At 55.5% G+C, this 25,945-nt stretch carries 32 protein-coding genes and 1 pseudogene; 26 read left to right on the plus strand and 7 right to left on the minus strand.

Going from position 1 to position 25,945, the window contains the following annotated elements; all coding sequences use genetic code 11:
• Positions 1 to 65: 65 nt before the first annotated feature.
• The 4 genes and pseudogenes from HV302_RS03440 to HV302_RS03455 form a co-directional block, all read right to left on the minus strand.
• On the minus strand, positions 66 to 461 hold the full coding sequence (locus HV302_RS03440; protein ID WP_016157544.1) for an enamine/imine deaminase: 396 nt from the start codon (positions 459 to 461) through the stop codon (positions 66 to 68).
• A 13-nt stretch (positions 462 to 474) separates the two neighbouring features.
• Positions 475 to 2,769, minus strand: a complete 2,295-nt coding sequence (gene pflB, locus HV302_RS03445) for a formate C-acetyltransferase (RefSeq protein WP_016154631.1) — start codon at positions 2,767 to 2,769, stop codon at positions 475 to 477.
• 28 nt (positions 2,770 to 2,797) lie between these two features.
• Positions 2,798 to 3,163, minus strand: a pseudogene (locus tag HV302_RS03450) (propionate/acetate kinase); the annotation flags it as partial.
• A gap of 146 nt (positions 3,164 to 3,309) precedes the next feature.
• Positions 3,310 to 4,290: an IS5-like element IS5 family transposase gene (locus HV302_RS03455; RefSeq protein ID WP_042934497.1), complete on the minus strand. Its 981-nt coding sequence runs from the start codon at positions 4,288 to 4,290 to the stop codon at positions 3,310 to 3,312.
• Positions 4,291 to 4,315: 25 nt separating this feature from the next.
• Here HV302_RS03455 and HV302_RS03460 point away from each other — a divergent pair, with 25 nt between their 5' ends.
• Positions 4,316 to 5,230, plus strand: a complete 915-nt coding sequence (locus HV302_RS03460; RefSeq protein WP_326928803.1) for a hypothetical protein — start codon at positions 4,316 to 4,318, stop codon at positions 5,228 to 5,230.
• Between the two features lie 320 nt (positions 5,231 to 5,550).
• On the opposite strand, the gene HV302_RS03465 is transcribed toward HV302_RS03460, so the two are convergent.
• The 3 genes from HV302_RS03465 to HV302_RS03475 are packed head-to-tail and all read right to left on the minus strand — an operon-like array spanning position 5,551 to position 9,094.
• Positions 5,551 to 6,606: a phage portal protein gene (locus HV302_RS03465; RefSeq protein WP_023226466.1), complete on the minus strand. Its 1,056-nt coding sequence runs from the start codon at positions 6,604 to 6,606 to the stop codon at positions 5,551 to 5,553.
• The gene (locus HV302_RS03470) at positions 6,603 to 7,328 is read right to left on the minus strand and encodes a terminase large subunit domain-containing protein (protein ID WP_181626911.1); all 726 of its coding nucleotides are present in this window, start codon (positions 7,326 to 7,328) and stop codon (positions 6,603 to 6,605) included. The genes HV302_RS03465 and HV302_RS03470 overlap by 4 nt, the downstream gene beginning before the upstream one ends.
• Positions 7,328 to 9,094 (minus strand): terminase ATPase subunit family protein, encoded by a 1,767-nt coding sequence (locus tag HV302_RS03475; RefSeq protein ID WP_181626912.1) that lies wholly within the window; start codon positions 9,092 to 9,094, stop codon positions 7,328 to 7,330. Before HV302_RS03475 ends, HV302_RS03470 begins: the two co-directional genes overlap by 1 nt.
• A gap of 142 nt (positions 9,095 to 9,236) precedes the next feature.
• On the opposite strand from HV302_RS03475, the gene HV302_RS03480 reads away from it, so the two are divergent.
• The 25 genes from HV302_RS03480 to HV302_RS03595 all read left to right on the plus strand — a co-directional run bounded on the left by HV302_RS03480 (position 9,237) and on the right by HV302_RS03595 (position 25,933).
• Positions 9,237 to 10,070: a GPO family capsid scaffolding protein gene (locus tag HV302_RS03480; protein ID WP_057060139.1), complete on the plus strand. Its 834-nt coding sequence runs from the start codon at positions 9,237 to 9,239 to the stop codon at positions 10,068 to 10,070.
• Between the two features lie 16 nt (positions 10,071 to 10,086).
• Complete coding sequence (locus tag HV302_RS03485; protein WP_101453667.1) at positions 10,087 to 11,148, plus strand: phage major capsid protein, P2 family; 1,062 nt, start codon at positions 10,087 to 10,089, stop codon at positions 11,146 to 11,148.
• Positions 11,149 to 11,151: 3 nt separating this feature from the next.
• Positions 11,152 to 11,802: a phage terminase small subunit gene (gene gpM, locus HV302_RS03490; RefSeq protein ID WP_101453668.1), complete on the plus strand. Its 651-nt coding sequence runs from the start codon at positions 11,152 to 11,154 to the stop codon at positions 11,800 to 11,802.
• Positions 11,803 to 11,895: 93 nt separating this feature from the next.
• Complete coding sequence (locus HV302_RS03495) at positions 11,896 to 12,360, plus strand: head completion/stabilization protein (protein WP_047749055.1); 465 nt, start codon at positions 11,896 to 11,898, stop codon at positions 12,358 to 12,360.
• Positions 12,360 to 12,563 carry a tail protein X gene (locus HV302_RS03500; RefSeq protein ID WP_181626913.1) on the plus strand — a complete coding sequence of 68 codons (204 nt, stop codon included), beginning with the start codon at positions 12,360 to 12,362 and terminating at the stop codon, positions 12,561 to 12,563. Before HV302_RS03495 ends, HV302_RS03500 begins: the two co-directional genes overlap by 1 nt.
• 3 nt (positions 12,564 to 12,566) lie before the next feature.
• The gene (locus HV302_RS03505) at positions 12,567 to 12,782 is read left to right on the plus strand and encodes an HP1 family phage holin (protein WP_000171565.1); all 216 of its coding nucleotides are present in this window, start codon (positions 12,567 to 12,569) and stop codon (positions 12,780 to 12,782) included.
• Positions 12,763 to 13,272, plus strand: a complete 510-nt coding sequence (locus tag HV302_RS03510) for a lysozyme (RefSeq protein ID WP_181626914.1) — start codon at positions 12,763 to 12,765, stop codon at positions 13,270 to 13,272. The genes HV302_RS03505 and HV302_RS03510 overlap by 20 nt, the downstream gene beginning before the upstream one ends.
• Positions 13,273 to 13,276: 4 nt before the next feature.
• Positions 13,277 to 13,654, plus strand: a complete 378-nt coding sequence (locus HV302_RS03515; protein WP_087878486.1) for a DNZ54_00345 family protein — start codon at positions 13,277 to 13,279, stop codon at positions 13,652 to 13,654.
• Positions 13,651 to 14,079, plus strand: coding sequence for an Rz-like lysis system protein LysB (lysB, locus tag HV302_RS28135; protein ID WP_181627438.1), 429 nt, complete (start codon positions 13,651 to 13,653; stop codon positions 14,077 to 14,079). Before HV302_RS03515 ends, lysB begins: the two co-directional genes overlap by 4 nt.
• The gene (gene lysC, locus HV302_RS27995; RefSeq protein ID WP_223229656.1) at positions 13,964 to 14,212 is read left to right on the plus strand and encodes an Rz1-like lysis system protein LysC; all 249 of its coding nucleotides are present in this window, start codon (positions 13,964 to 13,966) and stop codon (positions 14,210 to 14,212) included. The genes lysB and lysC overlap by 116 nt, the downstream gene beginning before the upstream one ends.
• Entirely contained in the window at positions 14,175 to 14,606 is a 432-nt protein-coding gene (locus tag HV302_RS03525; protein ID WP_032266126.1) for a phage tail protein, read from the plus strand. The genes lysC and HV302_RS03525 overlap by 38 nt, the downstream gene beginning before the upstream one ends.
• Positions 14,599 to 15,045, plus strand: coding sequence for a phage virion morphogenesis protein (locus HV302_RS03530; RefSeq protein ID WP_101453670.1), 447 nt, complete (start codon positions 14,599 to 14,601; stop codon positions 15,043 to 15,045). Before HV302_RS03525 ends, HV302_RS03530 begins: the two co-directional genes overlap by 8 nt.
• Before the next feature lie 68 nt (positions 15,046 to 15,113).
• Positions 15,114 to 15,692 (plus strand): phage baseplate assembly protein V, encoded by a 579-nt coding sequence (locus tag HV302_RS03535; RefSeq protein WP_013098788.1) that lies wholly within the window; start codon positions 15,114 to 15,116, stop codon positions 15,690 to 15,692.
• Entirely contained in the window at positions 15,689 to 16,048 is a 360-nt protein-coding gene (locus HV302_RS03540) for a GPW/gp25 family protein (RefSeq protein ID WP_023306992.1), read from the plus strand. The genes HV302_RS03535 and HV302_RS03540 overlap by 4 nt, the downstream gene beginning before the upstream one ends.
• Positions 16,035 to 16,943, plus strand: a complete 909-nt coding sequence (locus HV302_RS03545) for a baseplate assembly protein (RefSeq protein WP_181626915.1) — start codon at positions 16,035 to 16,037, stop codon at positions 16,941 to 16,943. The genes HV302_RS03540 and HV302_RS03545 overlap by 14 nt, the downstream gene beginning before the upstream one ends.
• On the plus strand, positions 16,936 to 17,541 hold the full coding sequence (locus tag HV302_RS03550) for a phage tail protein I (RefSeq protein ID WP_101453672.1): 606 nt from the start codon (positions 16,936 to 16,938) through the stop codon (positions 17,539 to 17,541). The genes HV302_RS03545 and HV302_RS03550 overlap by 8 nt, the downstream gene beginning before the upstream one ends.
• On the plus strand, positions 17,538 to 18,848 hold the full coding sequence (locus tag HV302_RS03555; protein ID WP_101453673.1) for a phage tail protein: 1,311 nt from the start codon (positions 17,538 to 17,540) through the stop codon (positions 18,846 to 18,848). Before HV302_RS03550 ends, HV302_RS03555 begins: the two co-directional genes overlap by 4 nt.
• Before the next feature lie 12 nt (positions 18,849 to 18,860).
• A complete protein-coding gene (locus HV302_RS03560; RefSeq protein WP_101453674.1) occupies positions 18,861 to 19,265 on the plus strand; it encodes a tail fiber assembly protein in 405 nt (134 codons plus the stop codon).
• 133 nt (positions 19,266 to 19,398) lie between these two features.
• Complete coding sequence (locus HV302_RS03565; RefSeq protein WP_181626916.1) at positions 19,399 to 20,571, plus strand: phage tail sheath protein; 1,173 nt, start codon at positions 19,399 to 19,401, stop codon at positions 20,569 to 20,571.
• A gap of 9 nt (positions 20,572 to 20,580) precedes the next feature.
• The gene (locus tag HV302_RS03570; protein WP_101453675.1) at positions 20,581 to 21,096 is read left to right on the plus strand and encodes a phage major tail tube protein; all 516 of its coding nucleotides are present in this window, start codon (positions 20,581 to 20,583) and stop codon (positions 21,094 to 21,096) included.
• A 54-nt stretch (positions 21,097 to 21,150) separates the two neighbouring features.
• Entirely contained in the window at positions 21,151 to 21,453 is a 303-nt protein-coding gene (locus HV302_RS03575) for a phage tail assembly protein (RefSeq protein WP_032233623.1), read from the plus strand.
• A gap of 14 nt (positions 21,454 to 21,467) precedes the next feature.
• The gene (locus HV302_RS03580; protein ID WP_001397628.1) at positions 21,468 to 21,587 is read left to right on the plus strand and encodes a GpE family phage tail protein; all 120 of its coding nucleotides are present in this window, start codon (positions 21,468 to 21,470) and stop codon (positions 21,585 to 21,587) included.
• On the plus strand, positions 21,580 to 24,357 hold the full coding sequence (locus tag HV302_RS03585; RefSeq protein WP_101453676.1) for a phage tail tape measure protein: 2,778 nt from the start codon (positions 21,580 to 21,582) through the stop codon (positions 24,355 to 24,357). The genes HV302_RS03580 and HV302_RS03585 overlap by 8 nt, the downstream gene beginning before the upstream one ends.
• Positions 24,354 to 24,839: a phage tail protein gene (locus HV302_RS03590; protein ID WP_000980407.1), complete on the plus strand. Its 486-nt coding sequence runs from the start codon at positions 24,354 to 24,356 to the stop codon at positions 24,837 to 24,839. The genes HV302_RS03585 and HV302_RS03590 overlap by 4 nt, the downstream gene beginning before the upstream one ends.
• Positions 24,836 to 25,933, plus strand: a complete 1,098-nt coding sequence (locus tag HV302_RS03595) for a phage late control D family protein (protein WP_101453677.1) — start codon at positions 24,836 to 24,838, stop codon at positions 25,931 to 25,933. Before HV302_RS03590 ends, HV302_RS03595 begins: the two co-directional genes overlap by 4 nt.
• Positions 25,934 to 25,945: the final 12 nt, after the last annotated feature.

Below are 25,945 nucleotides of genomic sequence, written 5' to 3' on the forward strand. Positions count from 1 at the left end.
TCAGTGAAGACCAGGTTTCACACTCATTAAGGATTGGGGCGATCCTGAGATCGCCCCGCAAGGGATTACAGCGTGTCGCCACGTACGGCGATGGCTTCAATCTCCAGCTTCACATCCTTTGGTAAGCGGGCGACCTGTACGCAACTGCGCGTGGGGTAGATAGCCTGATGCTCATCAAAGAACTGCTGGTACACCTGGTTAATGGTGGCGAAGTCGTTCAGGTCGGATACGAAAACGGTAGTCTTCACGATATCGCTCACTTTCAAACCTGCGGACTCGACGATCGCTTTCACGTTTTCCAAGCTTTGACGTGCCTGATCGGCCACGTTTTCTGCCACTTCACCGGTCTGTGGACACACCGGGATTTGACCTGACGTCAACACCATGCTGCCCAGATCCACGCCCTGTACGTAAGGCCCAATCGCCCCTGGCGCACATTCGGTTGCAATAACTTTTCTCATAATCCCTCCGGCGTCAGAGCGCCTGGGTGAAAGTACGTGAAATAACATCCTGCTGCTGTTCACGGGTCAACGCGTTGAAGCGCACCGCATAGCCAGACACGCGGATCGTCAGGTTCGGATAGTTTTCCGGGTGCTCAATGGCATCCATCAACATTTCACGGTTCATAACGTTAACGTTCAGATGCTGCCCACCTTCCACATGCGCTTCGTGGTGGAAGTAACCATCCAGCAGACCAACCAGGTTGGTTTTACGCACCCCATCTTCTTTGCCCAGTGCAGCCGGCACAATGGAGAAGGTGTACGAGATACCGTCTTTGGCATAGGTAAACGGCAGTTTGGCCACTGAGGTTAACGACGCAACCGCGCCTTTACGATCGCGGCCGTGCATCGGGTTAGCCCCCGGCGCAAACGGCGTACCTGCGCGACGTCCGTCCGGCGTGTTACCGGTTTTCTGTCCGTACACCACGTTGGAGGTGATGGTCAGGATGGACTGCGTCGGCACCGCATTACGGTAGGTTGGCAACACCTTAATTTTCTTCATGAAGCGTTCAACCAGGTCGCAGGCAATGCTGTCTACTCGCTCGTCGTTGTTGCCGTATTGCGGATAGTCGCCTTCGATTTCGAAATCGACAGCCAGACCGTTTTCATCACGAATCGGTTTCACGCGGGCGTATTTGATAGCCGACAGAGAATCCGCCGCCACGGACAGACCCGCCATACCACAAGCCATCGTGCGATAGACATCACGATCGTGCAGCGCCATCAGCGAAGCTTCATAGCTGTACTTGTCGTGCATATAGTGGATGATGTTCAGCGCGCTGATGTACTGCACGGCCAGCCAGTCCATAAAGTGGTCCAGGCTCTCCATCACCGTATCGTAATCCAGCACGTCATCCATCAGCGGTGCCGTTTTCGGCCCAACCTGAATTTTCAGCTTCTCATCCACGCCGCCGTTGATTGCGTACAGCAACGTTTTGGCGAGGTTGGCACGCGCACCGAAGAACTGCATTTGTTTGCCGATAACCATCGGGCTTACGCAGCAGGCAATGGCATAGTCATCGCTGTCAAAGTCGGCACGCATCAAATCGTCGTTTTCATACTGCAAAGACGAGGTGATGATAGACACCTGGGCGGCGTACTTTTTGAAGGCAATCGGCAGCGCTTCAGACCACAGCACCGTCAGGTTCGGCTCAGGCGCCGGTCCCATGGTGTGCAGCGTATGCAGGTAGCGGAACGAGTTTTTCGTCACCAGCGTGCGGCCATCCAGCCCCATGCCGCCGATAACTTCAGTCGCCCAGATAGGGTCGCCTGAGAACAGGGTGTCGAATTCCGGCGTGCGCAGGAAGCGCACCATACGGATCTTCATAATGAAGTGGTCGATCAGCTCCTGCGCCTGCTGCTCGTTTAAAATTCCCGCTTTGAAATCGCGCTCAATGTAGATGTCGAGGAACGATGCGGTACGGCCCAACGACATTGCGCCGCCGTTCTGAGATTTCACCGCAGCCAGGTAAGCAAAGTAAACCCACTGCACCGCTTCCTGCGCATTACGCGCCGGGCGGGAGATATCGCAGCCGTACTTCGCTGCCATTTCCTGCATCTGCAGCAGGGCGCGACGGTGCTCAGACAGCTCTTCGCGCAGGCGAATCGTGGCTTCAAGATTCTGGCCCCACTCCAGGTTCGACTGGAGATCGGCAAACTGCAGTTCACGCTCGCGTACCAGGTAGCGGATACCGTACAACGCGACGCGGCGATAGTCGCCGATGATACGACCACGGCCATAGCCGTCCGGCAGACCGGTCAGCACGCCGGATTTACGGCAGCGCAGCATATCCGGAGAGTAGGCGTCGAATACGCCCTGGTTATGGGTTTTACGCAGTTCAGTAAACTGGTATTCAAAATCAGCATCCATCTCACGACCATAAGCATCAAAAGAGCTTTTGATCATGTTGATGCCGCCAAACGGATGCAGAGCGCGCTTGAGCGGCTTATCCGTTTGCAGACCAACGATTTTTTCCAGTTCTTGTTCAATATAACCCGCATCATGTGCGGTTATCGTGGTGGCAATATTGGTATCGAAATCAACCGGCGCGTGCGTCGAGTTTTCAATACGGATGCCCGCCATGACTTTTTCCCACAATGCAGTGGTCGCTGGCGTTGCTTCGGCGAGGAAAGATTCATCCCCTTCATAAGGCGTATAGTTGTGCTGAATAAAATCACGGACATTAATTTCTTCTTTCCAGTCCGTACCTTTAAAGCCATTCCAGGCTTCGGCATACAGCATATCGCTGGTATCGATATTTACCTTCATGAAAAATAATCTCTCTGCTGAAAATTAATTATGCAAATTCTACTGGTATATTAATTTTGCCTAACGCAATGGCATCACGCGCAATCATTTTCTCTTCATTTGTGGGAATAACCGCACAAATAACACAAGCATCTTTATTAGAGATAATTCTTTCGCCATGGGAATTTGGCAGGCTATTCATCTCGCTGTCGATATTCACCCCTAAAACGGCGAGATGTTCAATAACCAGACGACGAATTAATACCGAGTTCTCACCTATTCCACCGGTGAAAATAATCCCATCAAGACGATGCAGCGAAGCGGCATGTCCGGCGATATGGCGCGCGATACGATGCACAAACGTTTTAATCGCCAGCTGCGCACGCTCATGTCCCTCGTGCCAGGCTTTTTCTAAGGAAGGTGCGAATAAGCGGGGAAATTCTTCTCGGCTGACTCAGTCATTTCATTTCTTCATGTTTGAGCCGATTTTTTCTCCCGTAAATGCCTTGAATCAGCCTATTTAGACCGTTTCTTCGCCATTTAAGGCGTTATCCCCAGTTTTTAGTGAGATCTCTCCCACTGACGTATCATTTGGTCCGCCCGAAACAGGTTGGCCAGCGTGAATAACATCGCCAGTTGGTTATCGTTTTTCAGCAACCCCTTGTATCTGGCTTTCACGAAGCCGAACTGTCGCTTGATGATGCGAAATGGGTGCTCCACCTTGGCCCGGATGCTGGCTTTCATGTATTCGATGTTGATGGCCGTTTTGTTCTTGCGTGGATGCTGTTTCAAGGTTCTTACCTTGCCGGGGCGCTCGGCGATCAGCCAGTCCACATCCACCTCGGCCAGCTCCTCGCGCTGTGGCGCCCCTTGGTAGCCGGCATCGGCTGAGACAAATTGCTCCTCTCCATGCAGCAGATTACCCAGCTGATTGAGGTCATGCTCGTTGGCCGCGGTGGTGACTAGGCTGTGGGTCAGGCCACTCTTGGCATCGACACCAATGTGGGCCTTCATGCCAAAGTGCCACTGATTGCCTTTCTTGGTCTGATGCATCTCCGGATCGCGTTGCTGCTCTTTGTTCTTGGTCGAGCTGGGTGCCTCAATGATGGTGGCATCGACCAAGGTGCCTTGAGTCATCATGACGCCTGCTTCGGCCAGCCAGCGATTGATGGTCTTGAACAATTGGCGGGCCAGTTGATGCTGCTCCAGCAGGTGGCGGAAATTCATGATGGTGGTGCGGTCAGGCAAGGCGCTATCCAGGGATAACCGGGCAAACCGACGCATGGAGGCGATTTCGTACAGAGCATCTTCCATCGCGCCATCGCTCAGGTTGTACCAATGCTGCATGCAGTGAATGCGTAGCATGGTTTCCAGCGGATAAGGTCGCCGGCCATTACCAGCCTTGGGGTAAAACGGCTCGATGACTTCCACCATGTTTTGCCATGGCAGAATCTGCTCCATACGGGACAAGAAAATCTCTTTTCTGGTCTGACGGCGCTTACTGCTGAATTCACTGTCGGCGAAGGTAAGTTGATGACTCATGATGAACCCTGTTCCATGGCTCCAGATGACAAACATGATCTCATATCAGGGACTTGTTCGCACCTTCCCTAAGGAAGCAAAAGAGTCAAACCCTGTTCTTGTGGAGTGGATTAGCTCATTAAAACCAGCTTCACAAGGATATGCGGAAAAAATGATTGCTCAGATTGAGTCTTTACCTTTAGAAGATAAGCCTCAAGAGAAAAAGGAGTTATTCAAGCATGCTATCTTTGCGTTTGAGCGTTTACGAATAAAAGAAATGTCTCGGGAATTAGCCGAGGCAGTTATATTTAATGCTGAAAAACTTTTACCGCTTCTAGAAAAGCAAGATGATCTAGAGGCTACGCTATATTATGAAATAGCAAAAAGTCGAGTGGATGTTATCCAAAGCTTCAAGGGGCTGGTTGATAACGATGAAAAGGAAAAGGTTTTACAACGTTATCTTTTTGAGCACCTTTGGCTATTAGATCCTTCTTGGGAGAGAATTGATGGTTCCCAAATTATGGAATCCAGAGTTAACCAAGAGTGGGATAAAATTGATGCTGGGCTTACTGATGATGAGCGAAAAGGACGTATCGATATAAAATATCGTTCATCGGCAGGCAAGCATATTATCATTGAGCTTAAAAGAGCAAGTGTTTTGACCTCTGTTGCAACGTTGGTAGCCCAAGGAAATAAATACAGACAAGCTGTAATTAAATGCGCTAAAACTATGGATCCATCATCAACGCCATCAATAGACGTCATTTTTGTTTTGGGTCGTGAACCTTCAGATTATTCTTTCGATCCTTCATACACTAACCTTCAGTTACAGTCTGTTAATGGCAGAGTTGTTTACTATGACGGTTTAATCAACAGTGCTCAAAATTCGTATCGGGAATACACTGAAAAGCAAGCGACCGTTGCTCGGATTGCTGAGATTGTAAAAAAATTAGACGATTAAATTTTAAGCACCTGCTGAATGCATGACTATGCTGCATGAAAATGAATGATCGTTAGAGGATCGTTTATGTCCAAGCCCGCCAGTTCTGGCGGGCTTTTGCTTATATCAGGCAGGTGCATGAAAACCATTACGTAAAGCGGGCAGGCGTGGCGGGGATACGAGCGCGCGCAACGGGGTGAAATGGTGAAAATCCGGCGCAATCTCCGGCACGCTGGCGGCTTCAATCGGTGAGGGTGAGGGAGCGGCAGCAAAAAAGAAGCGCCCCGCAGAATGCTGCTGGGGCGCTGTGAGGGGCGGTCTTGTTGTCGTGGTACGGTGGGTCAGTCGTTGCGCTTGTCTTCTGTCAGTCCCAGCGTGTACGGCTCAAAGCGGATCACTTCTTCGCCCAGCCAGTCGTTAAGCTCCTGCAGTCGCTTCTGCAGCGGCATCAGCTCGTTGCGGACAAAGACGCGGCTGGCCTTTTCCACATCACCAAAGCCGCCGGTATTGTTGGGAATAATGCCCATCATCTGCGGCGGTACGCGGTGCGCTGCCATCATGTCATCGCGGCTCACGTTCTTGATGTTCAGAAACTCATCTTTCGCCGCAACCTCTGATAACGGGATGATCTGGATGCCATCCTTTTTGCCGTTGGGCGAATACATAAACAGGTTGCGGAAGTTGCCCGGCCCTTTGGCGCTTTTCATTGCCTGGCGGATATTGTTCACGTCCTCCTGATTCTGTGCTGCGTCGGTCATGTACATGATGAAACCCGCGTGGCTGCCGTTGATGTAATACTTCCGGCGGAACAGCGTTGCGGACTCGTTGAGCAGGGTTGACGGAATGGCGGAGAGATAGCCGGGCAGCCCGTAAATCTCCTGGTTAATATCCGGCTCCAGCAGATGAAAGATGTTGCCCTGCGTAAATTCATAGGGCTGTGTGGTCAGGCCATACTGCACAAACCAGTAGGTGTCGAGGTCCACGCCTCGACGTGTGTACTTCGCCAGCGCTGGCTCAAGTGAGAGAACGCCGCCGAGCCGGTTAGTGCGTTTTTCCAGATAGGCGTTACCGAACACCAGATAGTCCTGAACGAAACGGGCAAAAGCCTGCTGGCTGAGCAGGCGGTGCGGGATGTAGGTACTGCTGAGAATGTCACGCTTAACGGCGATCGGTGAGCTGTGATGCACGGCGGCGCGATAGGTCCGCGCCAGTCCGTCAAAGCTCACCGGCGGCTCATACCAGCGGTCCATCTGCACGCATTCCACGTAGTCCAGCAATTCGCGTCGGTCTAACACCGGCACCGGGTCGCCAAAGCTGAACGCCTCCGCCGCAGCGCCGCCTGATTTAGCGTTGTGATCTACCGCTGCGCGGTTATTCTTGTTTTTACGTTTGCTCATGCAGCCTGCTCCTTGTCAGCCTGGGGCCATTCGCACATAAACAGCATTTTCCAGTCCTCTGCTGATAACTCTTTTTTCATGTCATTCAGCCATTCATCATCAAAGAGCGCGGCTCCGGTTGCGAGCGTTGCCCCGGATGCTGCAGCGTCATCAGCGGTAAAGGTCATGAAGGTAGTGCTGTTGCGGGCAATCAGCTTCTTGTATTCCTGCCATGCTTCCGGGTTGGGGCTTGGGGTGGTGTAGTAGGTAGCGTGATAGCGCGCGTGCATGGACAGGCTTTTGGCGAGCGCAATCATATTTCTTGGGGAGTCAGCCCAGGCATACTCTGACACGTAGACGTTTCCGTGGAGCGCAGCGGCGAGACTTTCCGGCCCGATAAAATAAATGAACGCACCGTTTGGTAGTTCCAGATGCGCTTTACCTGATTTTATTTTCCCAAGGTGCGTCCAGGCTGCTGCCTCACTTAAAAAAGCTGATATATAGGTTTTGACAGTCAGGGCTGATGCCGGGGTGCAGCCCAGAAAAATCTGGTTGCGTCCGGTATGCAGTGCATCGTTCAGGGCTTCGTAGGCGAAAAAGAAATCCGCGCCAGCCTGACGCATTTTTGTAAGCACGCGGTTTCTGCTACGTGCGCCACTGTTCCATTCATGCTGGTAAGCAAAGAAAGGGCGATCTACAGGCAGGCTGGCGGTGGTCATGAGGTTAGTTGGGGTTGAGTGCATCAGAAAATCTCCACAATGTTGCTGGTATTGGCGGCTTCGCCCTGGAGCGGTTCGTTAAACAGTGCGTGCATCGTTGCCCAGGCCAAATCTGCGTGGCTGGCTTCTTCGCTGCGGCTGGCTTCGTAGGTAGGGCGGTTGCCGCTGGCGGTGGTGGCCCGGCGGATAGCCATAAAGGACTGCGCAATGTCGGTGTGTCCCGCGTCAAACTCCAGACGGCGGTGGCTGATAATGTCGTATGCCTTGAGCACCAGGGCGTTTTTGACGTTGGGGTTGTAGACAAACTCCCGTACTGCTGGGAAAAAGTCTTTTACGTTCAGGTAAACACCGTGACCGACGCCGGTCGAGTCGATGCCGATATAGGTCACGTTGTACTGCTGCGTCAGCTTTTTGATGGCGTCAGCCTGGGCGCGGAAATCCATCCCGCGCCACTGGTGCCGCTCAAGAATGCGGAACTTGCCGCCCGGCACGGTTGGCGGTGCCACCACCACGCACCCGGCGCTGTCACCGTTCTGCGTGCCTTTCGCCGGGTCGTATCCGATCCAGACTTCGCGCCAGCCAAACGGGCGCAGCGCCAGCGCCTGAAAATCTGCCCAGACTTCCCAGCTGTCCACCATGCACGCCTGCAGTTCACTGAGCGGGAATACTGACGCCAGATCGTCAATAAATTCGCACATCAGCAAGTTCTGGTATTCGTCCGGGCTGTACTCCATGCGCAGCTGGTCGAGGTCGAACAGATTACAGCCGCCGCGCACCGCATCCTCCACGGTGACGATCTGGCGATACTGTCCGTCCGGGCAGAGTACGCCGCGCGCAAGGTTGCTGTGGGTCAGGTCAATGTCCACCTTGTCTGCTTTGGCGCGGCCCCGGTTGAACAGCGCGCCGGACCAGAACGGATAGGCGCTGTGGGTCAGGCTGGACGGCGTGGAGAAGTAGGTTTGTCGCCATTTCTTGTGAATGGCCATACCGGAGGCAACCTTGCGCAGCTCCTGGAATTTCGGTATCCAGAAATATTCATCAAGGTACAGATTGCCGTGATAGCTCTGCGCCGTGCGGGCGTTGGTGCCGAGGAAGTACAGGCACGCGCCGTTGCTGAGGGTCATTGGGTCGCCTTTCAGCTCAACATCCACCTCTTTTGCAAAGTCGATGATGTACTGCTTAAAAACGTGCGCCTGCGCCTTACTGGCTGAGAGGAAGATCTGGTTGCGCCCTGTGGTGATGGCGTCAATCAGCGCTTCGCGGGCAAAAAAGTATGTTGCCCCAATCTGACGTGATTTAAGCAGGTTGCGAATGCGGTGTTTTACGCCTGCCTGCCACCAGTGGCGCTGATATTCAAACATGCCATTACGGAAGATTTCTTCCAGCTTTTCGGTCTGTTCGTCGGTGAAAACATTCTTTTCGGGCTGGCGGCGTGGCCCTTTGTTACGGTTGGCAACTTTCGGGTTTAAGTCTGCTTCGTTGCCGCCATCGTTAAATTTACCGATCCGGGCGTGGCGCTCTGACTGGCGCGCCAGCAGGTCAATTTCCTTGAAGTCTTTCCCTTCTTTCTGCTCCTTCATAATGAGCTGGCAGTAACGTGCGGCGGTGGTGAGCTGCATCTGATCCAGCGGCCCATAGTCGCCCCATTTGTCGCGCTTCTTCCAGCTGTGAACGGTTGCAACTTTCTCGCCCAGCATTTCAGCAATGCGGGCTACGCGGTATCCCTGAAAGTACAGCAGCATGGCCTGCCGACGGGGATCGAGGTCTGCGGGGGTCAGTGTGGTGTTCATGGCACAAACATACGGCCTTGACAGGCGGCTTTCCCCGGCTGCGGTTTGTGTGGTTTACCGTACAAGTGCCGCGCGTTGTTTCACTCCCCCCATCACCGCAAACATAAGGCTCCAGTAAGTTTTTTCTAACGGAGCACGGCTCATGACAGTGAAAGCAAAGCGTTTCCGTATTGGGGTGGAAGGTGCCACCACTGACGGGCGCGAAATCCAGCGTGAATGGCTGGTACAGATGGCTGCCAGCTACAACCCGACGGTCTATACCGCGCTGATTAACCTTGAGCACATCAAGTCTTATCTGCCGGACAGCACCTTTAACCGCTACGGCAGGGTGACGGGGCTGGTTGCAGAAGAAATCAAGGACGGGCCGCTGGCGGGCAAGATGGCGCTTTATGCCGATATCGAACCCACGGACGCCCTGGTGGAACTGGTGAAAAAGGGCCAGAAGCTTTTCACCTCCATGGAGGTCAGCACGAAGTTTGCCGACACCGGCAAAGCCTACCTTGTGGGGCTGGGTGCGACGGACGATCCGGCGAGCCTTGGCACCGAAATGCTGGCATTCAGCGCCAGCGCCGCGCATAACCCGCTGGCGAACCGTAAGCAGAACCCTGAAAACCTGTTTTCGGAAGCGGTGGAAACGCTGATCGAACTGGAAGAAGCCCAGGACGAAAAGCCGTCCCTCTTTGCCCGCGTCACCGCGCTGTTCACCAAAAAAGAGCAGACCGATGAGGCGCGTTTCTCCGATGTGCATAAAGCCGTGGAACTGGTCGCCACCGAGCAGCAGAACCTGAGCGAACGCACGGATAAATCCCTGTCCGAACAGGACAAGCGCCTTTCTGAGCTGGAGTCCTCCCTGCAGGAGCAGCAGACCGCCTTTGCCGAGCTTGAGCAGAAGCTGAGCAGCGAAGACAGCCGTAAAGACTACCGCCAGCGCGCGCCGGGCGGTGACGCACCGGCAGGCACCCTGACCAATTGCTGATGGAGCATAAAACCCGATGAAAAAGAAAACCCGCTTTGCCTTTAACGCTTACCTGCAGCAGCTGGCGCGCCTGAACGGTGTGGAGATTGAAGAACTCTCCAGCAAGTTCACCGTGGAGCCGTCCGTGCAGCAGACGCTGGAAGACCAGATCCAGCAGTCCGCCGCTTTCCTTACGCTGATTAACATCACGCCAGTCACTGAGCAATCCGGGCAGTTGCTGGGGCTGGGCGTGGGCAGCACCATTGCCGGAACCACCGATACCACCACCAAAGAGCGCGAGCCTACCGATCCGACGCTGATGGAAGACGTGGAATACAAATGCGAGCAGACCAACTTTGATACGGTGCTGACCTACGCAAAACTGGACCTGTGGGCGAAATTCCAGGACTTCCAGGTGCGTATCCGCAACGCCATCGTCAAGCGTCAGGCGCTGGACCGCATCATGATCGGCTTTAACGGCGTGAAGCGCGCCAAAACGTCCAATCGTGCTGAAAACCCGCTGCTGCAGGACGTCAATAAAGGCTGGCTGCAGAAAATCCGCGAAGATGCACCGGATCACGTCATGGGCAGCACCACGAAAGACGGTGCAACGACTGCAGGCGTGGTCAAGGTGGGCAAGGGCGGCGACTATGCCAACCTGGACGCCGTGGTGATGGATGCCGTCAACGAGCTGATCGACGCGGTTTATCAGGATGATGACGATCTGGTTGTCGTCTGCGGACGTGAACTGCTGTCTGACAAGTATTTCCCGCTGGTCAACAAAGAGCAGGACAACAGCGAGAAAATCGCCGCCGATCTGATCATCAGCCAGAAACGTATGGGCGGCCTGCAGGCTGTGCGCGCGCCTTATTTCCCGGCAAATGCCCTGCTGATCACCCGTCTGGATAACCTGTCCATCTACTGGCAGGAAGATACCCGCCGCCGTTCTGTTATCGACAACCCGAAACGTGACCGGATTGAAAACTTTGAATCCGTCAACGAGGCGTATGTGGTCGAGGACTACCGCTGTGCGGCGCTGGTTGAAAACATTGAAATCGGTGATTTCAGCACGCCTGCCGCACCGGAAGGTGGGGAATAACACATGAGCCTGAGTCCCGCACGGCAGCACCGCCTGCGCATTCAGGCCGAACAGGCCGCCCGTGAGGGCGGCAGTGTTCGCCATGCGTCGGGCTATGACCTGATGCTGCTGCAGCTGGCAGAAGACCGCCGCCGCCTCAAGGGCGTCCAGTCCACGGTGAAAAAGGCGGAAATCAAGGTGGAACTGCTGCCCAAATATTCCGCCTGGGCGGAGGGCGTGCTGGCTGCCGGAGGTACGCAGCAGGATGACGTGCTGATGTACGTGATGCTGTGGCGTATCGACGCCGGTGATTATGCCGGTGCGCTGGAAATCGGGCGTCATGCGCTGCGCCATGGCTGGGTGATGCCGCTGGGCAACCGTAACGTGCAGACCGTGCTGGCAGAAGAAATGGCAGACGCGGCGCAAAGCGCTCTGCTAGCCGCAGCCGGTTTTGATGCCGATCTGCTTTTGCAGACGCTGGACCTGACAACCGATCTGGATATGCCGGACCAGTCGCGGGCGCGTCTGCATAAAGCCATCGGCGCTGTACTGAGCGAAAGCAATCCGGCATCTGCTCTGAATCACCTTACCCATGCGCTGCAGCTCGATCCCCGCTGTGGCATTAAAAAAGAAAAGCAGCAGCTGGAGCGCAGACTGCGCAATGACAGCCGCTAAAGAACGTGCCCCGCGCACGGGCGGCACGGGGTGGCGAAAGGCACTGCCACATCAAAACCCCGTCCACCGCCCACTTATTCAGGAGAAAGCCGCATGAAGTTTGTTGCGCCCGAACAGGCACCGGAACAGGCGGAGGTCATCAAAAATACGCCGTTCTGGCCTGATGTGGACCTGTCGGAATTTCGCAGTGTGATGCGTACTGACGGCACGGTGACGCAGCCGCGTTTAAAGCAGGTCGTGCTGACGGCAATTTCTGAGGTTAACGCTGAGCTGTTCGACTTCCGCAACCGTCAGCAGATGCTGGGCTGGCGGACACTTGCTGAGGTTCCCGCAGAAATGCTGGACGGCAAAAGCGAGCGTATCCAGCACTACCACAACGCTGTTTTTTGCTGGGCGCGCGCTGTGCTCAATGAGCGTTATCAGGACTATGACGCCACGGCGTCAGGTGTGAAGCGAGGGGAGGAGCTGGCGGAGGCCAGCGGCGATCTGTGGCGTGATGCCCGCTGGGCTATCAGCCGGGTGCAGGATGCACCGCACTGTACGGTGGAGCTTATCTGATGAAAGTGCGTGCGCATCAGTATGACACGGTGGATGCGCTTTGCTGGCGTCATTACGGGCGCACGCAGGGTGTCACTGAGCAGGTTCTGCAGGCAAATCCGGGGCTGGCTGAGTACGGCCCATTTTTACCGCACGGGCTGCAGGTGGAGCTGCCGGACATTACGGCGTCATCCACGGCGCAGACCGTCCAGCTATGGGACTGAATTATGACGCTTGAACGAATCAGCGCCTTTATCACTTACTGCATCGCCGTGCTGCTGGCATGGCTGGGCGATCTGTCGCTCAAGGATGCGTCAACGGTTGGCGGCGTACTGATTGGTGTGCTGATGCTGGCTATCAACTGGTACTACAAACACCAGTCTTTCAAATTGTTACGTGGCGGCAAAATTTCGCGGGGGGAATATGAATCCTTCAATCGTTAAGCGCTGCCTTGTCGGGGCGGTGCTGGCTATCGCCGCCACGCTGCCCGGTTTCAAGTCGCTTCATACCTCCGTTGAGGGGCTGAAACTGATTGCCGATTACGAGGGATGCCGCCTGCAGCCTTATCAGTGCAGTGCGGGCGTATGGACTGACGGGATCGGCAATACGTCCGGTGTGGTGCCGGGGAAAACTATCACGGAGCGGCAGGCGGCGCAGGGACTTATCACCAACGTGCTGCGCGTGGAGCGGGCACTGGATAAATGTGTGATGCAGCTGATGCCGCAAAAGGTCTATGACGCGGTGGTGTCGTTTGCTTTCAACGTGGGCACCGGCAACGCCTGCAGCTCCACGCTGGTTAAGTTGCTGAACCAGCGGCGCTGGGCGGATGCCTGCCATCAGCTGCCGCGCTGGGTGTATGTCAAAGGTGTGTTTAATCAGGGGCTGGACAACCGCCGCGCGCGGGAAATGGCCTGGTGCTTAAAAGGAGCATAACGGAATGAAAAAGAAAGTCATGAGTGTTTTTTTCCAGCTGGCATGGGCTGCGCTGTTGGTTATCAGCCTGCTGTATCCGCGCAGCGGTGCGCCGGTTCTGGTTGGTGCGTCTGTCCAGGTGTCATGCTTCCTCGCCTGGCTGCTTGCTGCGCTGTGCGCTGTCGGGTGGTTCGCCGGAGAGAGGGCGCGCGATGAGGTCAGGGCGGCATTGCTGAAATTTAGGGCACACCCTGTAAAACCCGTGCGTACATGGATAATCAGGCTGCTTATTGTTCTGTGCCTGGCGTTTTCGGGATGGGTGATCACCCTGGTGTTTTACCTGCTGACGCTGGTTCTGTATCAGATTGCCCGCGCGCAGCTTCATGAGCCGATGGCAGCCTGATGCGTGCGCTGGCGGTAGTGCTGGCGCTGGCGCTTGCGGCGCTGGGCTGGCAGTCATGGCGGCTTAACAATGCCAGCCACACCATCGAGACGCAGGGTGCGGCGCTGAAAAGCAAAACGCAGGAGCTGACGAAGAAAAACAGCCAGCTGATCGGCCTGTCCATTCTGACCGAAACCAACAGCCGGGAGCAGGCGCGGCTTTATGCGGCAGCGGAGCAGACCACCGCATTGTTGCGAAGTCGCCAGCGCCGGATCGAGGAGCTAAAACGTGAAAACGAGGATTTACACCGCTGGGCTGACACTCCTTTGCCTGCTGACATTATCAGGTTGCGGGACCGCCCGGCCCTCGCCGGAGGTGCAGCTTACCGTGAGTGGCTGTCCCAGAGTGACGCAGTGCCGCCTGGAAAGGTCAGCGCCGCGCAGTAACGGCGATCTGAATGCGGTGCTGGATGAAACCGAGGCCGCCTGGGCGGTCTGTGCTGACAAAGTGGACACGATTATTGCGTGTCAGGAGCGAGATAGTGAACAAACCGCAGTCCTTACGCAGCGCCCTGAATAAAGCGGTTGCCTATGTCCGCGACAACCCGGACAAGCTGCACCTTTTCGTTGATAACGGCTCACTGGTGGCAACAGGAGCCAGCTCCATGTCATGGGAATACCGCTACACCCTGAACGTGGTGATCGAGGATTTCAGCGGCGACCAGAATCTGCTGATGGCTCCAGTCCTGCTGTGGCTCAGTACCAGCCAGCCGGACGCCATCAACAACCCGGAACTGCGCGAAAAACTGTTCACCTTTGAAGTGGATATTCTGCGCAACGATGTGTGCGATATCAGCCTGAACCTGCAACTGACGGAGCGCGTGCTGGTCAGCACTGACGGCAGCGTGTCGAGCGTTGAAGCGGTGCCGGAGCCGGACGAACCCGAAGAAATGTGGACGGTGAAACGTGGATGAGCTGCAGAGGGTGGATGACTGGCTGACGGCGATGCTGGCAAATCTGGAGCCTGCTGCACGCAGCCGTATGATGCGGCAACTGGCGCAACAGCTGCGCCGGACACAGCAGCAGAACATCAGGCTGCAGCGTAATCCTGACGGCAGCGGTTATGAGCCGCGCCGGGTGACAGCCCGCAGCAAGAAGGGGCGCATCAAACGCCAGATGTTTTCAAAGCTTCGCACCACAAAATACCTGAAAACAGCCGCCAGTGCGGACTCCGCCAGCGTGCAGTTTGATGGCAAGGTGCAGCGCATTGCCCGTGTTCACCATTACGGCCTGCGGGATCGCGTCAGCCGAAAAGGCCCGGAGGTCCGCTACGCAGAGCGCCGCCTTTTGGGCGTGAATGATGAGGTGGAAACCATCACCCGTGACACTCTGCTGCGCTGGCTGGCGGGGTGATCTTTGTGCCACCGCTGGCACAAGCGCCCGCGCTGCCTCCCTTTTCCCTCTGATGGCAACCTTTCGTTATGAATGCACAACTGACCGAAATAATGCGCCTTATCACCAACCTGATCCGCACCGGCACCGTGACCGAAGTGGACCGGGAAAACTGGCTGTGCCGGGTGAGAGTGGGCGAGCTTGAAACCAACTGGATTAATTGGCTGACGCTGCGTGCCGGTGGTGCCCGTACATGGTGGTGCCCGTCGCCGGATGAGCAGGTGGTGGTGCTGAGCATGGGCGGCAATCTGGAAACTGCTTTTGCGTTGCCTGCCATCTATTCCAATCAGTTTGCGCCGCCGTCGGACTCCGTGGATGGTTGCGTGACGGAGTACCCGGACGGAGGCTGGTTTGAGTATGAACCCGCCACCGGGCGGTGGCATGTCCGGGGTATCAAATCCATGGTGATCGAGGCGGCGGACAATATCACTCTCAAAACCGGTGAGTTTGTGGTGGAGGCTGACACCACGCGCATTAACAGCGAGATGGTGATCAATGGCGGCGTCACCCAGGGCGGCGGCGCGATGAGTTCCAACGGGATCGTGGTGGATAAACACGGTCACACCGGCGTTAAGTCCGGCGGCGATACGTCAGGAGGACCGGTATGACGCTGTATATCGGCATGAGCCAGGGCAACGGCAAGGCCATTACTGATACTGACCATCTGCGCCAGTCAGTGCGGGATATTCTGCTGACTCCCCAGGGCAGCCGGATCGCCCGCCGGGAATATGGTTCCCTGCTATCCGCCCTGATTGACCAGCCGCAGAACCCGGCGCTACGCCTGCAGGTCATGTCTGCGGTCTATGTGGCGCTGAGTCGCTGGGAGCCACGGCTTACGCTGGATTCCATCACCATCAGCAGCAATTTTGACGGCTCCATGGTGGTTGAGCTTACCGGGCAGCGCAATAACGGCGCGCCGGTTTCCCTTTCCGTATCAACAGGAGCAGACAATGGCAGTGATTGACCTTTCCCAGTTGCCCGCGCCGCAGATAGTGGACGTGCCGGATTTTGAGACGCTGCTGGCTGAGCGCAAGGCCGCATTTGTGGCCCTTTATCCGGCGGATGAGCAGGACGCGGTGCGGCGCACGCTGGTGCTGGAATCTGAACCCGTCACCAAGCTGCTGCAGGAAAGCACCTACCGTGAAATCCTTTTGCGCCAGCGTATTAACGAGGCTGCGCAGGCGGTCATGGTGGCGTATGCCATCGGCGGCGATCTCGATCAGCTGGCAGCCAACTACAACGTGAAACGCCTGACGGTAACGCCTGCCGACAACGACGCGGTGCCGCCGGTCGCGGCAGTAATGGAAAGTGATGAGACACTGCGCCTGCGTGTTCCGGCTGCGTTTGAAGGATTGTCCGTTGCAGGACCGACGGCGGCCTATGAGTTTCACGCCAAAAGCGCGGACGGGCGCGTGGCGGATGCCAGCGCAACCAGCCCGGCACCGGCGGAGGTGGTGCTTACCGTACTGAGCCGTGAGGGTGACGGTACGGCAGAGGCTGATCTGCTGGCGGTGGTGGAGCAGGCGCTTAACAGTGAGAACGTGCGCCCGGTGGCAGACCGCCTGACGGTGCGCAGCGCCGAAATAATCCCGTACAGCGTGGATGCGACGATCTTTCTTTATCCGGGGCCGGAAGCTGAGCCGGTGATGGCGGCGGCAAAAGCCAGCCTGCAGAAGTACATCGCCAGCCAGACGCGGCTGGGCCGTGATATCCGTCGCAGCGCCATTTATGCCGCGCTGCACGTTGAGGGTGTCCAGCGTGTGGAGCTGGCCTCCCCGCTGGATGATGTGGTGCTGGATAAGACGCAGGCGGCATCCTGTACGGAATGGAGCGTAACCAACGGGGGCACGGATGAATAGCCTGCTGCCGCCCGGTTCATCGCCGCTTGAGCGCCGACTGGCGCAGACCTGCAGCGGCATTTCCGATCTGCAGGTGCCGCTGCGCGACTTGTGGAACCCGGCAACGTGTCCGGTCAGCTTTCTGCCGTATCTGGCGTGGGCATTTTCCGTTGACCGCTGGGACGAAAGCTGGACGGAGAGCGTCAAGCGCCGCGTGGTGCTGGATGCCTTCTACATCCATCAGCACAAAGGGACAACCAGCGCCGTGCGGCGCGTGGTGGAGCCGTTCGGCTTCCTGATCCGCATCATTGAGTGGTGGCAGACCGGCGAGACGCCGGGGACGTTTCGCCTGGACATTGGTGTGCAGGACCAGGGCATCACGGAAGAAACCTATCTGGAACTGGAGCGCCTGATCGGTGACGCCAAACCGTGCAGCCGCCATCTGATCGGCATGTCCATTAACCTGCAGACCAGTGGCCCCTATTTTGTGGGCGCAGCCACCTACAGCGGCGAAGAAATCACGATCTACCCGTATATCAACGAAACCATTATTTCCGGTGGCACCGCTTATGAGGGCGGAGCGGTCCATGTTATTGACACAATGAGAGTGAATCCATGAGCGCAAAATTTTATACCCTGCTGACGGATATCGGCGCGGCGAAACTGGCAAGCGCCGCCGCGCTCGGTGTCCCGCTGAAAATTACCCAGATGGCTGTGGGCGACGGCGGCGGCGTACTGCCGACTCCAAGCGCACAGCAGACAGCGCTGGTTGCTGAAAAGCGCCGTGCGGCATTGAATATGCTGTATATCGATCCGCAGAACAGCAGCCAGATTATTGCTGAACAGGTGATCCCAGAAACCGAGGGCGGTTGGTGGATTCGTGAGGTTGGTTTGTTCGACGAAACCGGCGCACTGATTGCCGTGGGTAACTGCCCGGAGAGCTACAAGCCGCAACTGGCTGAGGGGAGCGGACGCACGCAGACCGTGCGCATGGTGATGATTACCAGCAGCACCGACAATATCACCCTCAAAATTGACCCGGCAGTGGTGCTGGCAACCCGCAAGTATGTGGATGACAAGGTGCTGGAGCTTAAGGTGTATGTGGATGACCTGATGGCTAAACACCTTGCTGCTGCAGATCCTCACACTCAGTATGCGCCAAAAGAAAGTCCAGTATTGACGGGAACGCCGAAAGCGCCAACCGCACCGGCAGGGACCAATACCACACAGATTGCCAGCACCGCGTTTGTGCAGGCGGTGGTCACTGCGATAAATAACGCACTGGCGCTGAAAGCTCCGCTTGCAAGTCCGGCGCTGACCGGAACGCCAACAGCTCCCACTGCAGCGCAGACGGTGAACAACACCCAGGTTGCTACTACTGCTTTTGTAAAATCAGCTATTGCGGCACTGGTTGCATCATCCCCGGCGGCGCTGGATACGCTGAATGAACTGGCGGCAGCGCTGGGCAACGATCCCAACTTCGCTACCACCATGACGAATGCACTGGCAGGTAAGCAACCGCTGGACAGTACGCTGACAGATCTCAGTGGGAAAAATGTGGCTGGTTTGCTTTCATATCTTGGTCTGGGGGAGGCTGCAAAACTTCCGGCTGCAGCGCTTGTAGTGAATGGCCTCACTCTGACTGCAAAAATACCCGCCGTTATGGCGGGGGCGCAAAAGGAGTTAATTATTCATGCCTCACAAGTGACCAGCACAGGATCAAGTGGAGTTATTACCTTTCCATCTGCTTTCCCATCAGCCTGTGTTGCTGTTCTGGCTCATGATCTGGCTGCTGCTCCAAATGACTTATCAAATGTTCGATTTGATGTGCCAACAAACTCGTCGGCTAAATGGAATGGTCAATATACCAATTCGGGTACTGAGGCTATTCCTGCCAGATGGTGTTGGGTAGCAATTGGATGGTAAGGGGAAATTAGAATGAAATATTTTACATCTGATCCGGTCGGGCTTTATGACTCTGAAATTACATCTTGTATCCCGGCATTCGCTGTTGAAATAAGTGATGAAAAATATCTGGAATTAATTGCCGGGCAGGAAATGGGGAAACGCATCATGTCAGACGGTTCTGGTTTACCTGTACTAATGGATGAACCTGAGCCAACGGCGGATGAGTCAGCGGCGATTATTGTTGCTCAACAAACGTATTTGCGGACTGTTGCAGATAACGAAATAGCGTGGCGTCAGGATGCTGTTGACGCTGGAATTGCAACAGATGAGGAGATGTCTGATTTAACTGCATGGCGGCGTTACAGGGTTTTATTGATGCGAATCGACACGAGTGATATCCAGAATATAATCTGGCCTGAGCCACCAAAGAAATAAATACTTCCCCGCGCCTGCGGGGATTTTTTTACCCCTTCCATTGTGCCATTCCCCACACATAGCCCGGCGCGTGCGCCGCGCGCATATCAACCAGAACATAGGCACACCCCCTGTAAACCGGAGAGACTGCCTTATGGCTCAGGATTACCACCACGGGGTGCGCGTTGTTGAAGTCAACGAGGGCACCCGATCCATTACCACGGTGAGCACCGCCATCGTGGGCATGGTCTGCACCGGCGATGATGCTGATGCGTCCATGTTTCCCCTCAATAAACCGGTCCTGCTGACTGACGTGCTGACCGCCAGCGGTAAGGCGGGCGAGTCCGGCACGCTTGCCCGTTCGCTGGATGCGATTGCAGACCAGGCTAAACCCGTGACCGTCGTTGTGCGCGTGGCGCAGGGCGAAACCGAAGCGGAAACCACCTCCAACATTATCGGCGGCGTGACTGCTGACGGTAAAAAAACGGGCATGAAAGCGCTGCTTTCGGCGCAGTCGCAGCTGGGTGTTAAGCCGCGTATTCTCGGTGTGCCGGGGCATGACACACAGGCGGTTGCCACTGAGCTGCTGAGCGTGGCGCAGAGTCTGCGCGGGTTTGCCTACCTGTCCGCCTACGGCTGTAAAACGGTGGCGGAAGCCATTGCCTACCGCGCTAATTTCAGCCAGCGCGAGGGGATGCTGATCTGGCCCGACTTCATCAGCTTTGACACCGTGCTGAATGCAGATGCGAAGGCTTACGCCTCCGCCCGTGCGCTCGGCCTGCGCGCCAAAATTGACGAGCAGACCGGCTGGCACAAAACCCTGTCCAATGTGGGCGTGAACGGCGTTACCGGTATTTCTGCTGATGTGTTCTGGGATCTGCAGGACCCGGCAACCGATGCGGGGCTGCTGAACCAGAACGACGTCACGACGCTTATCCGCAAAGATGGCTTCCGCTTCTGGGGTTCCCGCTGCCTCAGTGACGATCCGCTGTTTGCTTTTGAGAACTACACCCGCACGGCGCAGGTGCTGGCTGACACCATCGCAGAAGCGCACATGTGGGCGGTGGATGGCGTGCTTAACCCGTCTCTGGCCCGTGACATTATCGAAGGTATCCGCGCCAAGCTGCGCAGCCTGAAAACGCAGGGCTACATCATCGGCGCTGACTGCTGGCTGGATGAGTCAGTTAACGATAAGGACTCCCTGAAAGCCGGGAAACTCACTATCGACTACGACTACACGCCGGTGCCGCCGCTTGAAAACCTGATGCTGCGCCAGCGCATCACCGATCAGTACCTGCTGGATTTCTCCAGCCAGGTCAGCGCGTAAGGGGACACCATGGCTTTACCACGCAAGTTAAAACACCTGAACCTGTTCAACGACGGGAACAACTGGCAGGGGATCGTTGAGTCTCTGACCCTGCCGAAATTCACCCGCAAGTTTGAGAAGTATCGCGGCGGCGGTATGCCGGGCGCGGTGGACGTGGACATGGGGCTGGATGACGGCGCACTGGACACGGAATTTTCAATCGGCGGCACCGAACTGCTGTTATTCAAGCAGATGGGCAAGGCAACCGTTGACAGCATCCAGCTGCGTTTCACCGGTTCCATTCAGCGTGACGATACCGGCGAAGTGCAGGCCGTTGAGCTGGTTGTGCGCGGGCGTCATAAAGAAGTGGATTCCGGCGAGTGGAAAACCGGCGAGAGCAGCACCACCAAGGTCAGCAGTACCAACAGCTACGCGAAGCTGACCATTAACGGTGAGGTGCTCTATGAGGTCGATCTGGTCAACATGGTTGAAATCGTTGACGGCGTGGACCTGATGGAAGAACACCGTAATGCCCTCGGCCTCTGATTAACCTTAACGGCGCGGGCAGCCGCGCCAGTATTTCATTAACAGGATACGAACATGAGCGACAAGCTGACTGAAAAGACCGTAAAACTGGATACCCCCATCATGCGCGGTAAAACTGAAATTACCGAAATTGTGCTGCGCAAGCCGCAGTCCGGCGCACTGCGTGGCACCCGTCTGCAGGCCATTATGGATATGGACGTGGGCGCGATGATGACTGTGATCCCGCGAATCTCCACTCCGACGCTGACCGCGCAGGAAATGGCAGAGCTGGACCCCGCCGATCTGACAGCAATGGCTGTAGAGGTGGTGACTTTTTTGTTGCCGAAGTCGGTGCTTGCCGATTTGCCGACAACCTGACGGTTGATGATCTGGTGGCAGATATTGCCACCATCTTTCACTGGTCGCCGTCCATCACTGACGTTATGCCGCTGACTGAGGTGCTGGAATGGCGGCATAAGGCAATTCAGCGAAGCGGGGCCAGCGATGAGTGATAATAACCTGCGTCTGCAGGTGGTTTTGGGGGCGGTTGACAAGTTAACCCGCCCTTTTAAAAATGCCCAGGCTGGCTCAAAAGAGCTGGCAGCGGCAATCCGGCAGACCCGCGACCAGCTTAAGCAACTGAGCGATGCGGGAGGCCAGTTAAAATCCTTCGACCAGCTATCGCAAAGCGTGCGCCGTACAGGTGCAGAGCTGGATCAGACGAGACTGCGCGCGCAGATGATGACGCGCGAAATGTCATCTTTGGAATCCCCAACAAAAAAACAAACTCAGGCGCTTGAAGCTCAGTGGCGTGCTGTTGCACGTCTTGAGCAAAAGCAGAAACAGGAAACAAACCAGCTATCTGCAGTCAGGGGGGAGCTTTACAGGCTGGGGTTATCTGCTGGGGGCGGAGCGCGGGAAACCGCCAGAATTACCCGTGAAACTGAGAAGTATAACCAGAAGCTGGCAGAGCAGGAGCGCAGGCTGCGCGAGGTTGGCGAGCGTCAGCGAAAGCTCAACGCTATCAAAGCCAAGGCTGAAAAGACCCGTGAGTTAAGGAACTCTCTGGCAGGTAATGGTGCAGGGGAGATGGCGGCTGGGGTAGCTACTGGCATGACGTTGTTGGCTCCAGTAAAAGCCTATTCTGAATCTGAAAATGCCGCTAATCAGCTCGCCGGTTCAATGATGGGGCCGGGCGGAAAGGTCGCACCTGAATTTGAGAAAATTAACCAGCTGGCGGTAGCGCTTGGAGACAGGCTGCCGGGAACCACTGCAGATTTCCAGAACATGATGACAATGCTGCGTCGTCAGGGGATGTCAGCACAGGTCATTCTTGGCGGGCTGGGGGAATCGGCGGCTTATCTGGGGGTGCAGTTGCAGATGGCTCCCACTGCTGCGGCTGAGTTTGCCGCAAAATTGCAGGATGCAACACAGACCTCAGAAAAAGACATGATGAGCCTGATGGATCTGATCCAGAAGGGTTTTTATGCCGGTGTTGACTCAGGGAATATGCTGCAGGGATTTTCTAATATCAGCAGCGCCATGAGCATTATTAATCAAAAAGGGATTGAAGCAGCTAAAACTTTTGCTCCGTTGCTGGTGATGGCTGATCAGAGCGGGATGGCTGGTGAGTCTGCAGGTAATGCTTACCGAAAAATTTTCCAGGCAGCGCTGGATTCAAAAAATATTCAGTCAGTCAACGACGATCTGAAAGGCACCGGTATCAACTTCAATTTTTCCAATGGTAAAGGTGGATTCGGCGGGCTGGAAAATATGTACGCCCAGCTGGAAAAGCTTAGTAAGCTCAACGATGAAACCCGGATGGCAACGATTAAGGATCTGTTCGGTAATGATGCGGAAGTCATGAAAGTCCTTAACACCATGATTGAAAAAGGTATTAATGGCTATCGTGAAACTGCCGCCAAACTTGAAAATCAGGCTTCACTGCGGGAACGCGTCGATGCGTCCCTGAATACCCTGGGTAATAAATGGGAAGCCGCTACAGGTTCCTTTACCAATGCTATGGCTAGTATCGGTGAAACAGTTGCCCCAACATTAAAGAAGCTGGCTGACTGGTTGGGTGAACTGGCTTCGCGTCTGGATGGTTTTGTTAAACGACACCCACAATTGACCTCAGCGCTGTTTAAGCTGGCAGCTGGCTTTGCCATTGTTGCCACCGCCGCTGGGGTTGTTTCACTGGCGCTGGCGTCTGTGTTAGGGCCGATGGCAGTAGTGCGAATGAGCGCAGGGGTGATGGGGCTAAAATTTTCATCTGCATTTGGTCTTATTGGGAAAGCAATCAGTTCTGTTGGCAAGTCAGTTATATGGCTGGGCCGATTGATGTTTGCAAATCCTATACTGGCTGTCATTGGGCTGATCGCCGCTGGTGCTATTTATATCTGGCAGAACTGGGACACGCTTGGGCCAAAATTCAAGGCAATGTGGGATGCCGTATGTAATGCCACAAGTACGGCATGGGATTGGATTAAAGAGAAGGCCAGCGCCGCATGGGAGGGGATTAAGTCACTGTTCTTTAATTATACCTTGCCGGGATTAATAGCTAAAAATTGGGATGCAATAAAAACTGGCGTTTCTGAAGCGTGGGCCAATATCAGACAATCTATTAGTGATAAATGGAATTCGATCCTGTCTGATGTTTCCGCGCTTCCTGCGAAGTTTCAGGACATGGGCAGCGCCATTATTGACAGTATTCTTAATGGAATTAATGCCAAATGGGAGACTCTTAAAAGCAAGCTTTCCTCAGTCACCGATTATCTACCTGACTGGATGATCGGAAATGATAAAACGCAAGGCAAAGCACAGGTGCAGGTGGTTGGTGGAGCAGCGACTGCTGCAGTTCCGTTTGCCGGAATGTATGACAATGGCGGCACGATCCCGCGTGGTCAGTTTGGCATCGTTGGGGAGAACGGCCCCGAAATTGTGAACGGTCCCGCAAATGTGACCAGCAGGCGGCGCACTGCCGCGCTGGCTTCCGTCGTTGCAGGTGTCATGGGCGTAGCGGCAGCGCCTGCAGAGGCTGCTCCACTACATCCTTACAGTCTGCCTACTGTGGCATATAAACAAAGCCAGCCTGCGAAATCTGCCAGCGCGCCGCCAGTGATGCACTTTGAAACTCACGCGCCGATCACTATCTATGCTCAGCCAGGGCAGAGTGCACATGATATTGCCCGTGAAGTTGCCCGACAGCTTGACGAACGCGAGCGCAAGACCAGGGCAAAAGCGCGCAGCAATTTCAGCGATCAGGGGGGATATGAATCATGATGATGGTGCTGGGTTTATATGTATTTATGTTGCGCACTGTCCCTTATCAGGAGCTGCAGTATCAGCGTAGCTGGCGACATGCAGCCAACAGCCGGGTGAACCGCCGCCCGTCAACGCAGTTTCTTGGCCCGGATAATGATTCACTGACACTGTCCGGGGTTCTGCTGCCGGAAGTGACTGGAGGCAGGCTGTCATTACTGGCGCTGGAGTTGATGGCAGAGCAGGGCAAAGCCTGGCCTTTGATTGAAGGCAGCGGAACCATTTACGGCATGTTTGTTATTGAAAGTCTGAGCCAGACAAAGACGGAGTTTTTTGCCAGTGGAATGCCTAGGCGCATTGAGTTTACGATCACCCTCAAACGGGTTGATGAATCGCTGTCTGACATGTTCGGGAGCCTGAGTGACCAGCTCAGCAACCTGCAGGACTCTGCTGCCTCTGCGATTGGGGGGATTAAGAACACGGTAGGAGGATTGCTGCAGTGAACGTTAAATCTGATCTTCTGAATCTGAACAGTAAAAGCCCGGCTTTCAGTATCGTCATTGAAGGTAAGGACGTGACGAGCGTGCTGGATACCCGCCTGATGAGTCTGACGCTGACGGATAACCGGGGCTTTGAAGCGGACCAGCTTGATCTGGAGCTGGACGACGCCGACGGGCTGATCGCCCTGCCGCGACGTGGGGCAGTGATTCAGCTGGCGCTGGGCTGGAAAGGCCAGCCGCTTTTCCCTAAAGGGGCTTTTACTGTGGATGAAATTGAACACAGCGGTGCCCCTGACCGGCTGACCATCCGGGCGCGTAGCGCAGATTTCCGTGAAACCCTCAATACACGGCGCGAAAAATCATGGCATCAGACAACGGTGGGGGAGGTGGTAAAGGAAATCGCCGCCCGGCACAACCTGACAATGGCCCTGGGCAATGACCTGACCGATAAGTCTCTGGATCACCTGGACCAGACCAACGAGAGCGACGCGAGTTTCCTGATGAAGCTGGCGCGGCAGTTTGGGGCCATTGCCTCTGTAAAAGACGGGCATCTGCTGTTTATCCGCCAGGGGCAGGGCAGAACTGCCAGCGGAAAGCCATTGCCGGTAATCACTATCACCCGCAAGGCTGGAGACAGCCACCGTTTCAGCCTGGCAGATCGTGGTGCCTATACGGGCGTGATTGCCAGTTGGCTGCATACGCGGGAGCCAACAAAGAAGGAAACGACAAGCGTTAAGCGCCGGAAGAAAACCACGACAGCAAAAGAGCCGGAGGCAAAGCAGGGAGATTATCTGGTCGGCACGGATGAAAACGTGCTGGTACTCAACCGGACCTATGCTAACCGGGCCAATGCTGAACGGGCCGCCAAAATGCAATGGGAGCGTTTGCAGCGTGGTGTTGCGTCTTTCTCCCTGCAACTGGCGGAAGGCCGGGCCGATCTCTATACGGAAATGCCCGTGAAGATGAGCGGCTTTAAGCAGCCCATTGATGAAGCTGAATGGACGATCACCACGCTCACGCACACGGTCAGCGCTGACAGTGGTTTCACAACCAGCATTGAATTTGAGGTAAAAATTGACGATCTCGAAATGGAATGATTACTTCACAAA

It is taken from the genome of Citrobacter sp. RHBSTW-00859, assembly GCF_013729795.1.
Taxonomy (GTDB): domain Bacteria; phylum Pseudomonadota; class Gammaproteobacteria; order Enterobacterales; family Enterobacteriaceae; genus Citrobacter; species Citrobacter braakii.

Coding starts and splice junctions, on each gene's coding strand:
- HV302_RS03440 (WP_016157544.1), bottom strand. CDS start 461: ATGAGAAAAGTTATTGCAACCGAATGTGCGCCAGGGGCGATTGGGCCT.
- pflB (WP_016154631.1), bottom strand. CDS start 2,769: ATGAAGGTAAATATCGATACCAGCGATATGCTGTATGCCGAAGCCTGG.
- HV302_RS03455 (WP_042934497.1), bottom strand. CDS start 4,290: ATGAGTCATCAACTTACCTTCGCCGACAGTGAATTCAGCAGTAAGCGC.
- HV302_RS03460 (WP_326928803.1), top strand. CDS start 4,316: ATGACAAACATGATCTCATATCAGGGACTTGTTCGCACCTTCCCTAAG.
- HV302_RS03465 (WP_023226466.1), bottom strand. CDS start 6,606: ATGAGCAAACGTAAAAACAAGAATAACCGCGCAGCGGTAGATCACAAC.
- HV302_RS03470 (WP_181626911.1), bottom strand. CDS start 7,328: ATGCACTCAACCCCAACTAACCTCATGACCACCGCCAGCCTGCCTGTA.
- HV302_RS03475 (WP_181626912.1), bottom strand. CDS start 9,094: ATGAACACCACACTGACCCCCGCAGACCTCGATCCCCGTCGGCAGGCC.
- HV302_RS03480 (WP_057060139.1), top strand. CDS start 9,237: ATGACAGTGAAAGCAAAGCGTTTCCGTATTGGGGTGGAAGGTGCCACC.
- HV302_RS03485 (WP_101453667.1), top strand. CDS start 10,087: ATGAAAAAGAAAACCCGCTTTGCCTTTAACGCTTACCTGCAGCAGCTG.
- gpM (WP_101453668.1), top strand. CDS start 11,152: ATGAGCCTGAGTCCCGCACGGCAGCACCGCCTGCGCATTCAGGCCGAA.
- HV302_RS03495 (WP_047749055.1), top strand. CDS start 11,896: ATGAAGTTTGTTGCGCCCGAACAGGCACCGGAACAGGCGGAGGTCATC.
- HV302_RS03500 (WP_181626913.1), top strand. CDS start 12,360: ATGAAAGTGCGTGCGCATCAGTATGACACGGTGGATGCGCTTTGCTGG.
- HV302_RS03505 (WP_000171565.1), top strand. CDS start 12,567: ATGACGCTTGAACGAATCAGCGCCTTTATCACTTACTGCATCGCCGTG.
- HV302_RS03510 (WP_181626914.1), top strand. CDS start 12,763: ATGAATCCTTCAATCGTTAAGCGCTGCCTTGTCGGGGCGGTGCTGGCT.
- HV302_RS03515 (WP_087878486.1), top strand. CDS start 13,277: ATGAAAAAGAAAGTCATGAGTGTTTTTTTCCAGCTGGCATGGGCTGCG.
- HV302_RS03535 (WP_013098788.1), top strand. CDS start 15,114: ATGAATGCACAACTGACCGAAATAATGCGCCTTATCACCAACCTGATC.
- HV302_RS03540 (WP_023306992.1), top strand. CDS start 15,689: ATGACGCTGTATATCGGCATGAGCCAGGGCAACGGCAAGGCCATTACT.
- HV302_RS03545 (WP_181626915.1), top strand. CDS start 16,035: ATGGCAGTGATTGACCTTTCCCAGTTGCCCGCGCCGCAGATAGTGGAC.
- HV302_RS03550 (WP_101453672.1), top strand. CDS start 16,936: ATGAATAGCCTGCTGCCGCCCGGTTCATCGCCGCTTGAGCGCCGACTG.
- HV302_RS03555 (WP_101453673.1), top strand. CDS start 17,538: ATGAGCGCAAAATTTTATACCCTGCTGACGGATATCGGCGCGGCGAAA.
- HV302_RS03560 (WP_101453674.1), top strand. CDS start 18,861: ATGAAATATTTTACATCTGATCCGGTCGGGCTTTATGACTCTGAAATT.
- HV302_RS03565 (WP_181626916.1), top strand. CDS start 19,399: ATGGCTCAGGATTACCACCACGGGGTGCGCGTTGTTGAAGTCAACGAG.
- HV302_RS03570 (WP_101453675.1), top strand. CDS start 20,581: ATGGCTTTACCACGCAAGTTAAAACACCTGAACCTGTTCAACGACGGG.
- HV302_RS03575 (WP_032233623.1), top strand. CDS start 21,151: ATGAGCGACAAGCTGACTGAAAAGACCGTAAAACTGGATACCCCCATC.
- HV302_RS03585 (WP_101453676.1), top strand. CDS start 21,580: ATGAGTGATAATAACCTGCGTCTGCAGGTGGTTTTGGGGGCGGTTGAC.
- HV302_RS03590 (WP_000980407.1), top strand. CDS start 24,354: ATGATGATGGTGCTGGGTTTATATGTATTTATGTTGCGCACTGTCCCT.